This window comes from Pseudoalteromonas sp. B131b, from assembly GCF_037162545.1.
Taxonomy (GTDB): Bacteria; Pseudomonadota; Gammaproteobacteria; order Enterobacterales; family Alteromonadaceae; genus Pseudoalteromonas; species Pseudoalteromonas fuliginea.
The window spans coordinates 3,900,533-3,912,982 of record NZ_JARLUZ010000001.1; the positions used below are offsets into that span (position 1 = coordinate 3,900,533).

At 40.0% G+C, this 12,450-nt stretch carries 9 protein-coding genes and 1 tRNA gene; 2 read left to right on the plus strand and 8 right to left on the minus strand.

The genetic code is table 11. The annotated features are described in order from the left end of the window. Window positions 1-49 precede the first annotated feature (49 nt). Window positions 50-1,639 (minus strand): peptide chain release factor 3, encoded by a 1,590-nt coding sequence (gene prfC, locus P4S65_RS17825; RefSeq protein ID WP_007377813.1) that lies wholly within the window; start codon window positions 1,637-1,639, stop codon window positions 50-52. Between the two features lie 558 nt (window positions 1,640-2,197). On the opposite strand from prfC, the gene P4S65_RS17830 reads away from it, so the two are divergent. Further along, window positions 2,198-4,864: a hybrid sensor histidine kinase/response regulator gene (locus P4S65_RS17830; RefSeq protein ID WP_337120701.1), complete on the plus strand. Its 2,667-nt coding sequence runs from the start codon at window positions 2,198-2,200 to the stop codon at window positions 4,862-4,864. A gap of 17 nt (window positions 4,865-4,881) precedes the next feature. On the opposite strand, the gene rimI is transcribed toward P4S65_RS17830, so the two are convergent. The 5 genes from rimI to guaB form a co-directional block, all read right to left on the minus strand. Continuing rightward, window positions 4,882-5,349 (minus strand): ribosomal protein S18-alanine N-acetyltransferase, encoded by a 468-nt coding sequence (gene rimI / locus P4S65_RS17835; RefSeq protein WP_337120782.1) that lies wholly within the window; start codon window positions 5,347-5,349, stop codon window positions 4,882-4,884. After that, complete coding sequence (locus tag P4S65_RS17840; RefSeq protein WP_337120702.1) at window positions 5,336-5,701, minus strand: hypothetical protein; 366 nt, start codon at window positions 5,699-5,701, stop codon at window positions 5,336-5,338. Before P4S65_RS17840 ends, rimI begins: the two co-directional genes overlap by 14 nt. 65 nt (window positions 5,702-5,766) lie before the next feature. Next, window positions 5,767-5,843 (minus strand) — tRNA-Trp (locus P4S65_RS17845). Window positions 5,844-5,998: 155 nt separating this feature from the next. Beyond that, a complete protein-coding gene (gene guaA / locus P4S65_RS17850) occupies window positions 5,999-7,576 on the minus strand; it encodes a glutamine-hydrolyzing GMP synthase (RefSeq protein WP_337120703.1) in 1,578 nt (525 codons plus the stop codon). 102 nt (window positions 7,577-7,678) lie between these two features. Further along, window positions 7,679-9,148 carry an IMP dehydrogenase gene (gene guaB / locus P4S65_RS17855; RefSeq protein WP_337120704.1) on the minus strand — a complete coding sequence of 490 codons (1,470 nt, stop codon included), beginning with the start codon at window positions 9,146-9,148 and terminating at the stop codon, window positions 7,679-7,681. A 147-nt stretch (window positions 9,149-9,295) separates the two neighbouring features. Here guaB and xseA point away from each other — a divergent pair, with 147 nt between their 5' ends. Continuing rightward, window positions 9,296-10,630, plus strand: a complete 1,335-nt coding sequence (gene xseA / locus P4S65_RS17860; protein WP_337120705.1) for an exodeoxyribonuclease VII large subunit — start codon at window positions 9,296-9,298, stop codon at window positions 10,628-10,630. 24 nt (window positions 10,631-10,654) lie between these two features. Here xseA and P4S65_RS17865 read toward each other — a convergent pair whose 3' ends face one another. Both P4S65_RS17865 and cysE read right to left on the minus strand, forming a co-directional pair. Then, complete coding sequence (locus tag P4S65_RS17865; protein ID WP_007377820.1) at window positions 10,655-11,299, minus strand: hypothetical protein; 645 nt, start codon at window positions 11,297-11,299, stop codon at window positions 10,655-10,657. Between the two features lie 16 nt (window positions 11,300-11,315). Continuing rightward, the gene (cysE, locus tag P4S65_RS17870; protein ID WP_033038052.1) at window positions 11,316-12,134 is read right to left on the minus strand and encodes a serine O-acetyltransferase; all 819 of its coding nucleotides are present in this window, start codon (window positions 12,132-12,134) and stop codon (window positions 11,316-11,318) included. Between the last annotated feature and the right edge of the window lie 316 nt (window positions 12,135-12,450).

Consider the following 12,450-nt stretch of genomic DNA (forward strand, 5'->3'; position numbering starts at 1 on the left):
TTTGTAAGCCCGCCAAAGCAGGCTTTCAGTTAACTGTAGTCAGTCGATTCTAGTTTTCGCGTGTATGGCTAAACGTTACTTCAGGGTAGCGCTCTACCGATAAGTTAAGATTTACACGGCTCGGCGCAATGTAAGTTAAGTTATCACCGCCATCGAGTGCTAAATTACTTTCGCACTTGCGCTTAAAGTCTTCAAACTTTTTCACATCGTCGCTGCTTACCCAACGCGCTGTATTTACGTTTACACCTTCGTAAATAGCATCTACGTTATATTCGGCTTTTAAGCGCGCTACAACTACATCAAACTGAAGTACACCTACCGCGCCCACAATTAAATCGTTGTTTATAAGCGGTCTAAATACTTGCACAGCACCTTCTTCAGACAGCTGTACTAAGCCTTTTAATAATTGCTTTTGCTTAAGAGGATCGCGAAGACGAATACGGCGGAATAATTCAGGCGCAAAGTTAGGGATACCACTAAATTTAAGTTTTTCGCCTTGCGTGAATGTATCACCAATTTGAATAGTTCCGTGGTTATGCAAACCAATAATGTCGCCGGCGTAAGCGTCAGCTGCGCGCTCGCGGTCGCCCGCCATAAAGGTTACCGCATCAGAAATGCTCACTTGCTTGCCAATTCGCACGTGATTCATCTTCATGCCTTGGCTGTACTTACCCGATACAATACGCATAAATGCAATACGGTCACGGTGTTTAGGGTCCATGTTGGCCTGAATTTTAAATACAAAACCAGTAAAGTTTTCTTCAGTTGCAACAATAAGTCTGTCTTCGGTTTCGCGTGGTAATGGCGTTGGCGCCCATTTAGTTAAACCATCTAACACGTGGTCAACACCAAAGTTACCAAGTGCTGTACCGTAATAAACTGGCGAAAGTTCACCGGCTAAAAACAGATCTAAATCAAATTCGTTTGATGCACCAATAACAAGCTCTAGCTCATCGCGTAATTGCGCAGCTAAATCTTCACCAATGGCAATATCAAGCTCTGGGTTATCAAGACCTTTAATGGTACGAACTTCTTGAATTTTATGACCCTGACCTGTTTTGTATAAAACAGCTTCGTCATTATGAATGTGGTAAACACCTTTGAACTCTTTACCACAGCCAATTGGCCAAGTGATGGGGGCACAGGCAATATTTAGCTCTGTTTCAACTTCGTCCAGCACTTCCATTGGGTCGCGAATATCACGATCACATTTGTTCATAAAGGTAACAATAGGTGTGGTACGCAGGCGTGTAACTTCCATTAACTTGCGGGTACGGTCTTCTACACCTTTTGCTGCATCAATAACCATTAAACACGAATCTACCGCTGTTAATGTGCGGTAAGTATCTTCAGAGAAGTCTTCGTGCCCTGGCGTATCAAGTAAGTTAACAAGTGCGTTGTTATATGGAAACTGCATTACAGAGGTGGTAACAGATATACCACGCTCTTTTTCCATTTCCATCCAGTCAGACTTAGCATGCTGGTTAGAACCACGGCCTTTTACAGTACCAGCTCGTTGAATAGCTTGTCCGAATAACAATACTTTTTCGGTGATGGTTGTTTTACCAGCATCTGGGTGAGAGATGATAGCAAAGGTTCGTCGTTTATTAATTTCGCTAAGGAGATTTTGATCTGCCATTAAAAAGTTCTTTTAGTTTGTATACGGATATTATCCACTTTAAGTATGCTGAGCTTTCAAGGCTTAAATAATAACAATTGCATTAAATTAGTGATCTATTATAGCGATAAGTAAATAGTGTAATAACAAGGCGAAAATTATCACATAGAGTTGTTCTCTATGAATAATTTTTTAACGTAGTTAGTGAGTTATTCAATACGCTAGAATGATCATATTTTTAATAAAATTGGTATAAAGCAACCTCGAAAGCTCAACACACCATCAGAAAAGCCCTAAATTGGCTCTTCACATGCGATCCGTTATGTTAATCGTAATTGAAGACTATTTTCGCTGATCTTGGCCTTATAAACAATCAATGGTTAGTTATTAACTGATCTTTTTATTAAAGGCCGTTGAGTTCTAAAATAAAATGCAAAGCTCGCCCCCCATCCCCTTATTATTTTACGTAAGTTTCTTTCGTTGGTTACAGAAATTAGCCATCAAGACACCTACAGGCTTGTGTAATATAGCGGTTACGCATATTATTGATAAATTGCATGGAGGATAAGTAGTTTGGTCATGAAAACCAGTAAGTTAAGCATTCGATTATTATGGTATATAACGCCGCTTGTTATATTGCCTCTATTATTTTTAGGGGGCTTCACGCTCACGAATGTAACTAACTCCACTCAAAAACAAGCCGATCTAATAATGAGTCGTTTTGTTGAGCAACAACAACAAAAAGTATTTAACTATATAGACTCTTTTCACTCAACTACAAAGCTGCTCTCGACTTCTCCCGTACTGAGTGACTTTTTAGCAAATGATGTACGAGCTAATGGCAGTTATACACGCCAACTAGGTGCCTTAATGGATGTATTTGCCAGTTATAGCGAAGCCTATCCAGATATAGTTAGTATTAATTTAGTCTCTGCAAGCGGAAAAAGCGACGCTTATTATTCAAACAACCTGACTACAGCCCCTAAAAGCTATCCCTTTTTAAATAAAGTACTGCAAAGTAATTTAAGCCAGCAACAGTTCATGGATCAAAAATCAGACGGAACAACCAGTTTGTATTTTATTCAGCGAATTTATAGTGTTGACTACTATTTAAAACGCCCTCAACAGTTAGGCTTTATCGTTGTCCATGTTGAGCCTTCAATACTCAATACCAGTATTTTAGAGGCGCCTTATAACAATACACTTAATTTACTACTCACCAAAGATGGTAAAATTTTATTTAGTTCCGATTACAGTATGCGCGGCCAATACATTAGCGAATACGAACTAAACCGAATACATGATTTAGCTGATATTGGCACCTTGTCGACTATCGAACTATCAAGTATAGATAAAATAGAGCGCATGATTTTTGCGGTGCAAATGAGTGGCGGTTATTATTATGTTTCTACTATTCCTAAAGCTGTACTTTATCAATCTGGTAAGGCTATTAGTTTAATAACAGGCTTAATTGTTCTTATTTCGGTGATCACCCTGCCTATATTAATTTTTGTGGTTGTGCGTAACTTACTACTCAACCCTATCGAGTTATTAGGTGCAGCAAGCCACCGCGTTGGGGATGGTGATTTATCGGTGAATTTACCTGCGCATACAAATGATGAAGTAGGCATTTTATTTAACGATTTTAATCACATGGTTAACCAGATAAGACACTACCAACAACAGCTGGAAGATTATAAACATCACTTAGAAGATAAAGTAGAAAGCCGTACCAAAGCACTTGAAGCAATGAACAGCCAACTAGAGCTGGCGATTGCTCAAGCTGAACAAGCGAATCAACTTAAAAGTCGTTTTTTAGCAAATATGAGTCACGAAATACGTACACCGCTCACTGCTATTATGGGCTTTACAGAACAATTACTACACAACGATAAAATAGCGAACGATAAACAGCACCTCAGTACTATTTTACGAAATTCAAAACACTTGCTAGAACTAATCAATAACATTTTGGACTTATCTAAAATTGAGGCCGAAAAGCTTGCAGTAGATCAAGCGCCTATCAATGTAGTACAGCTCGTACATGATATTGAATCTATTATTGAACCCTTAGCAAAAGAGAAACAGCTTACTTTAAATATAAACTATGAATTACCACTGCCTCGTACCATATACAGTGATATTACGCGTTTAAAACAAATATTAATTAACGTTGCGAATAATGCAGTTAAATTTACAGAGCAAGGCAGCGTTTCTATTTGCGTACACTTTCATCAAAAAAGAAAAATGCTTGAATTTGTTGTCACAGACACCGGCATCGGAATGTCTGAAAATCAAATAAAGCGTGTATTTAAACCATTTGAGCAAGCTGATGCAACGACTACCCGTCGATTTGGCGGTACAGGGCTTGGTTTATGTATTTCCAAAAACTTGGCGCAACTACTCGGTGGTGATGTAGTACTAAAAAGTGAAATAGGTAAAGGAAGTAAGTTTTCTATTAGCGTGTCGTGTCATTTAACAGGCAGAAAACCCGCACTACAATTACTTACAGATAAAAGCCAATTAACGCCAGAAAGAGATCCACTACTATCGTTTGCAACCAACCACTTTGATGCCAATATTTTAGTGGCTGAAGACAACCCTGATAATCAATTACTAATAAAACTGCTTCTGCAAACGTGGGGCCTAGAACCCGATATAGCAAGTAATGGCGCACAAGCAGTAGAAATGGCGCTAGTTAACGACTATCAGTTAATTATTATGGATATGCAAATGCCGGTTATGGGCGGGTTAGAAGCAACTAGAATGCTACGCCACGCTGCGTACGACGGCCCTATCATCGCATTAACCGCAAACGTCATGAACCATGATATTGGCACTTATTTAGAGGCTGGTTGTGATAAAGCACTTGGTAAGCCGATTGATAAAGACGCATTAGAAAACGTACTCGTGAGTTATTTACACCTTGAAAAAGATAACCAAAATAAATGGGATAATTTATTAAAAAGTGAAAAATTCCAACAAATTGCAGACAACTACTTAGCTAATTTGCCGACTTACTTAGATGAGGTAAAAACATATCAACGTTCTGATGACTGGGAAGCACTACGAAATGTTGCCCACAGTATTAAAGGAAGTGCTGGGTGCTTTAACTTTGACGATATTTACCACAGCGCAGGCGCACTGGAAGATTCATTAAAAAATGATAACAAAATAGTTCGCGATGATCTTATAGCCGATTTAATTACCGCTATTGAAAACTCTATAAATAATAAGCAAGTATAAACAACACATGCTCGCTGTTATTGGAAACCTAAACTTAATGCCATCCCCATTAAAATAGCATCTTCAAAGCCATTTTTAGCTGGGTTGTCGCTTGGGTAGTAGTTTTTACGCACTGACATTTCTATAAAGCCTGCGTACTCATACAACGCAATTGCTCGCGAGTTAGATTCGCGTACCTCTAAAAATAAGTTTTCAGCGTTTTGTTGCTCACCGTATTCAATAAACTGAGCTAACAACTGCTTAGCAATGCCCTTGCCTTGATAACTTGGTGTTACGCAAATATCCATGAGCGTAAAATCAGGACCTGCTTTTTCACCAATATAAAAACCAACCATATTCTCATTTTCAAACGCGGCCACATTAAAATAGCGCCCACCTAAACACGAACTCATTGTATTTAACGTCCACGGATGGCTATGGCATGCTGTTTCTATTGCCATTAATTGAGGTATTGCGGTTTCGTCTACTGGTTTAAAGTTTATCAAGGTGTTCACTCATTAAAGCCCATAAAGCGCGCTTATCGGCCGTGCTGAGCTGTGGTTTTGTAAGTACTAGCTGATCGTCATTTAATTGCATCTCAGCGCTTTGTACAACGCTATTAATAGCAATTGGTAAAGCTGCACGCTTAATATCTGCAAATAATTGTTCACAAAGCACTATAGGCTCAAGTACATTGTTTTTTGGTGCAGTATCAGGTGCATGACTACTTGCCGCAACACTATCTATTAAAAGATTATTTGCAGGAAGGCTATCCGCTGGAAATTTATCGGCTGGTTTAAAGTGTTTATTTAATTCGAGGTTTTCAATACCAAAAACAGCTGCGTACCGTGAATGCATAACGACTCGATGAAATTAGTAAGTAAGGTAATATAAGAATTAATAAATACGATGTAAAGAAGAAATGGCAGGGGCGGAGAGACTCGAACTCCCAACCATCGGTTTTGGAGACCGCTGTTCTACCAATTGGAACTACGCCCCTGCAATGACGACGAATTATAGAGAAGTTTCGCTAAAGGTAAAGAGAAAAATCACTCTTTTAGTTTAACTGCTTTTTAAATAAACAAAACGGCGAATTAGCATGCTAATCCGCCGTTTTTTAATCACTTAAAATTAGTTAATTAAAACTAAAATTAATTATTCCCATTCGATAGTTGCAGGTGGTTTACCTGAAATATCGTAAACAACACGAGAAATACCATCTATTTCATTAATGATACGGTTTGAAACCACACCTAAAAACTCATACGGTAAATGTGACCAGCGCGCCGTCATAAAGTCGATTGTTTCAACACAACGAAGTGATACAACCCAATCGTACTTACGTGCATCGCCCATAACCCCTACCGATTTAACCGGCAAGAATACAGTAAACGCTTGGCTTACTTTATGGTAAAGCTCTGCTTTGTGTAGCTCTTCGATGAAAATCGCATCGGCGCGGCGTAATAAATCACAGTATTCTTTTTTGATTTCGCCAAGTACACGCACACCTAAACCTGGTCCAGGGAAAGGATGACGGTAAAGCATGTCGTACGGTAAACCAAGCTCTAGGCCAATTTTGCGTACTTCATCTTTAAATAACTCACGTAATGGCTCAACAAGGCCCATTTTCATGTCATCTGGTAATCCGCCCACATTGTGGTGAGATTTAATAACATGCGCTTTACCAGTTGCAGATGCCGCTGATTCAATTACATCTGGGTAAATTGTACCTTGCGCTAACCATTTTGCATTTTTAAGCTTTTTGGCTTGCTCATCAAATACATTAATAAACGTATGGCCAATGGCTTTACGTTTATCTTCTGGGTCTGACTTACCCGCTAGATCATTTAAAAACTGCTCTTCAGCTTCAACTTTAACAATGTTTAAGCCAAATTTATTACCAAACATGTCCATTACTTGTTGGCCTTCGTTTAAACGAAGTAACCCATTATCAACAAATACACATGTTAGCCTTTCGCCAATTGCACGGTGAATAAGCATAGCCACAACCGATGAATCAACACCACCAGAAAGGCCTAAAATAACTTCGTCATCGCCAACAGTTTCTTTAATGCGCTCAATTGCATTATCGATAATTTTTGCCGCAGTCCACAGTTTTTCACAGCCACAAATATCAATAGCAAAACGCTCTAACAAACGCTGACCTTGATGTGTGTGTGTTACTTCTGGGTGAAACTGTACGCCGTAGAAACGTTTTTCTTCGTTAGACATTGCAGCATGTGGACAAGTAGATGTTTTAGCTGTTGTTGCAAAACCAGCTGGAATATCCATTACTTTGTCGCCATGACTCATCCATACGTCGAGTATGCCGTTGCCACCATCGGTAATATGATCTTCAATTGCATCAAACAATGCACAATTACCCACTTTTTCAACTTGTGCGTAGCCAAACTCTTTTTTATCAGAGCTGTGTACACTACCACCTAGTTGAGCAGCCATTGTTTGCATGCCGTAGCAAATACCTAGTACAGGCACGCCTGCATTAAATACATACTCTGGAGCGCGCGGGCTGTTTTCAAGTGTTGTTGATTCTGGACCACCAGAAAGAATAATACCTTGTGGGTTGAACTCGCGGATTTGCTCTTCAGTCACATCCCATGCCCATAGTTCACAGTAAACACCAATTTCGCGGATACGGCGCGCGATTAATTGCGTGTATTGTGAACCAAAGTCTAAAATGAGAATTCGTGAATCGTGAATATCTTTGCTCATGGAGTATCTCGTAAAGTCTGATGCTAAATGTCATTTGTTAATGTAAACGACTAAAAAGAGGGCTTGCAAAGCAAGCCCAGTATATTAAATTAATTACGCGGCTTAACCTAAGCGGTAATTTGGTGCTTCTTTAGTGATTTGCACATCATGAACGTGCGACTCACCCATACCTGCTGAAGTAACACGTACAAATTGTGGTTTTGTATTTAGCTCTTCAATTGTTGCACAACCCGTTAAGCCCATAGCGCTTCGTAGGCCGCCCACTTGCTGATGAATAATCGTTGCAATTGGACCTTTGTAAGCTACGCGACCTTCAATACCTTCAGGTACTAACTTGTCTGCTTCGTTTGATTTTTGGAAGTAACGATCTGATGAACCTTCTTTTTGGTCCATCGCACCTAATGAGCCCATACCGCGGTAAGACTTGTAGTAACGACCTTGGTATAATTCAACTTCACCTGGTGCTTCTTCTGTACCAGCAAGAAGAGAACCCACCATCACACACGATGCACCAGCAACAAGCGCTTTAACAATATCACCAGAAAAACGAATGCCACCATCAGCAATAACAGGAATGTCGCGACCTTTTAAGCCTTCAACAGCATCTGAAATAGCGGTAATTTGTGGAACGCCACAACCGGTAACAATACGTGTAGTACATATAGAACCAGGGCCTATACCTACTTTAACTGCATCGGCACCAGCGTCTGCAAGTGCAATCGCACCTTCAGCGGTAGCTATGTTACCGGCAATAATTTGTAAGTCTGGGTACTCTTTGCGAGTCTTAGTAACACGGTCAATAACACCTTGAGAGTGACCATGCGATGTATCAATAAGTAAAACATCAATACCCGCCTCTACTAATGCAGCAATACGCTCATCAGTACCCGCGCCAACACTTACAGCAGCACCTACACGTAAACGACCTTGGTCGTCTTTACATGCGTCAGGTTTGTCTTGGGCTTTTTGGTAATCTTTTACTGTGATCATGCCTTTAAGTTTAAAAGCGTCGTCAACAACAAGGATTTTTTCAATGCGGTGTTCGTGCATTAAGCCTAAAATTTCTTCGCGAGCTGCGCCTTCTTTAACGGTAACAAGCTTTTCTTTTTTAGTCATAACGGTAGAAACAGGCTGTTCAAGCTTAGTTTCAAAACGCATATCACGACTAGTAACAATGCCTACAAGTACATTATTACTGTCGGTAACCGGAAAGCCTGAAAAACCTTTTTCGTGCGAAAGCTCAACTGCATCAGCAATTGTTAAATCGGCAGTCACCGTTACAGGGTAAGAAACAATACCTGCTTCGTAGGTTTTAACTTTACGTACGTTTTTCGCTTGTTCTTCGATAGTCATGTTTTTATGAATAAAACCAAGACCACCCTCTTGCGCAAGGGCAATAGCTAAACGAGCTTCTGTAACAGTATCCATAGATGCTGAAATAAGCGGCAAGTTAAGTTTGATACCACGCGTTAAGCGAGTTGAAATGTTTGCCGTGTGTGGCAAAACAGTAGAATGACCAGGTACTAAAAGTACGTCATCAAAGGTAAGAGCTTCTTTAGCGATTCTAAGCATTTTGGCAACTTCTCACATGTGGAACTACGATAAGGAATTGCGGCCAAATTTTAACAGCGTTGTTGGCATGAGTAAATAATATTTCGTAAATATTTATGATAAACTTACCTTATAACTTGCCTCATAAATAGTTTTAGGTTGTTTTTTATGTTTTCGAAGCCTTCGCAGACGGTTTACACCGTGTCACGCCTTAATAGAGAAATTCGCACATTACTTGAGCAAGGCTTTGCCTCATTAGTATTAACAGGCGAAATTTCTAATTTCATTACCCCTGCATCCGGTCATTGGTATTTTTCGCTAAAAGACGATAAAGCACAAATTAAAGCCGCAATGTGGCGCGGCAACAACCGCAACCAAAGCTACCGCCCTGCAAATGGCGCACAAGTCACAGTAAAAGCGCGTGTATCACTTTATGAACCTCGCGGTGACTACCAGCTTATTGTTGAGCATATGGAGCCGGCCGGCGAAGGTCAGCTAAAGCAAGAGTTTGATGCGCTTAAAATGCGTTTGGCCGCCGAAGGATTATTTAGCTCTGCTCACAAGCAGCCATTACCGCAAAATATTAATCGTATTGGTGTTATTACCTCAGCAACCGGCGCTGCTATAAAAGATATTTTAACGGTACTTAAACGCCGTGCGCCGCAATTAGAAGTCATTATTTACCCTGCGATGGTGCAAGGCAAAGAAGCACACCTGCATTTAATTAATCAAATTGAATTAGCTAATGCTCGTGATGAAGTAGACGTACTTATTTTAGGACGAGGCGGCGGATCACTTGAAGATTTATGGTGTTTTAACCACGAACAGCTCGCCCGCGCTATTTTTAAAAGTGAATTACCCATAGTAAGTGCGGTAGGCCACGAAATAGATACCACTATTAGCGACTATGTTGCCGATGTTCGTGCAGCAACCCCATCAGCGGCAGCTGAGCTTGTAAGCCCAAATACGCAAGAGTTACACAACAAAGTAACGCAATTAGTTAATCGTTTATCTAACGCGTTTAAGCACGGTATTGCCGACAAGCGCGCATTAGCAACGCAGTTACAACACCGCCTTAATTTATGTCATCCACGTAATCAGCTTAATCAAAAAACGCAACGTTTGGATGAGCTAAGCATTGCACTGCAACAAGCTATGCGTAATCGCTTATACCAGCAAGAACGCACACTTAATAACTTAACGCCGCGTTTAATGCGCCAATCGCCTGACAAAAAACTCGCTACAGCAAACCATATACTCACGCAATTACACGCAAGACTAAACCAAGCTATACAGCATCAATTGCAGCAAGCAAATAACAACTTGGCACTACAGGCAAGTAAATTAGATTCGGTAAGTCCGCTAAATGTTTTAGCACGCGGTTACAGCATTACAAAAAATGAAAAAAATAAAGTGGTTAAGTCAGTAAGTGATGTGAAAACCGGTGATGCACTTATTACCGAACTTGTTGATGGTGTTATACATTCTAAAGTAGTGAGCTAGCACGCTTAACTAAAATAGGAGCACTTACTCTTTGGTGCTCACTATAAATTCTATTCGCTCGTCGTTTGAGCTTGATGAGGTGATTTTAAACTGTTGCCACCAAGGTGTCGTTGCCAACTTATCATTAAGTTCACGCCACTGTGCATGGCCTTGTTCATTATTCTTATCGGCTAGTAATTCAAATTTACAGATAGTTTGTTTACAAGTTAAATAGCTTAGCTGCGCCGTATTACTTAAATCACTGATGATTAAAAAGTCAGTAAGTGCCGTTTCTATTTCGAAGCTCCACTGCGTATTTTCACTTTCACTATCAAATTTTTCATCAAGCTGCTTAGCAAAATCAGTGCCTTCTAAGCGAGTTCGCTTTAACTGCTGCTGAGCAACTTTCAGCTGTTTTGTAGCTACTGACAATTCGTTATTTAGCGCACTTATTTTCGTAATGTACTCTTTTTCCAGCGGTTGTTGAAGTGCTTTGGTTGTAGTGTTTATAGGTGATTTTTGAACTGATTTATTACCGCTTACTTCAATAATAACATCTTGACTAGCATGTATAAATTGAGCCGTTTTATCGTTAAACGGTTCATACAAATGCAAAAAGTAACCACTTGTTAATCCTACCCCCACAAAAAAGCTGAGTATCATTGCAAATAAGTTACTTTTATATGGCATTTATTTTCGCCTACTTTTATAGCATTGCACTTGTATGTGAAGCATTTTCAGGCTCAGGATTTGCTAAAAAGTTTTGGTTCATACTTTGCGCCGGACACTCACAATCCGGTCGACCAATAATTTTAGCGGGTACGCCAACAGCGGTTGTGTGTGCTGGAACATTGCTAAGTACAACAGAGCCTGCACCAATTCGTGCGCCCTCGCCCACTTCAATATTACCAAGTACTTTAGCGCCGGCGCCAATTAATACGCCCGCTCTAATTTTGGGATGACGATCGCCCTGCTCATTGCCTGTACCGCCAAGCGTTACAGATTGCAAAATTGATACGTTATCTTCTATTACCGCTGTTTCACCAATAACAATACCGGTTGCATGGTCAAACATAATGCCTTTACCCACTTTACATGCTGGGTGAATATCGACCCCAAACACTTCAGATGTTCGGCTTTGTACAAAGCGCGCTAACTCTTTACGGTTTTGTTGCCATAAGCAATTTGCTAAACGGTGCGCTTGAATAGCATGAAAACCCTTTAAGTTTAATATCACCGTAAGGTAAGTTTCAGCTGCGGGATCTCTGTCTTTTACCGCTTTAATATCCTCAGCTACATAAGTAAGCATACGATCGCACTTTACAAATGCTTGATCGAACAACTCACGAATAGTAAACGCAGATACCACCGCGTCCGCCAATTTATTAGCAACAATAAAGCTCAACGCTGAACCCAAACACTCATGATTCAAAATACATGAATACACATGACTCGCTAAAAGAGGTTCACGGGTTACGACTTCATTTGCTTCAGTACGAAGCTGTTGCCAAATTTCATGACGCATAATACTGCACTGCCTTAAATTGATATAAAAGAGCCTTTTATCAAGTCTAACGGATTTAAAGCCTAAGGTGTTAACCCCTTAGTTATTTGTTCTGGTTATTAGGTATAACCGTTTATTAAGTTTCATTATTAAATAACCTGAACTGTGGATAATAAATCTATCTCGAGCAGCTATTTTCAGCGCTAACTGCGTTGAATTTACTGAAAATCTCTGGCTAGAGAAAATAAATTTAAATACCACCATGATTCAATACGCTAGTAAATCTCTTAACCAGAGTTCAGGTTAAATAATAAAAAAGCCCCAATACTTTAAGCAC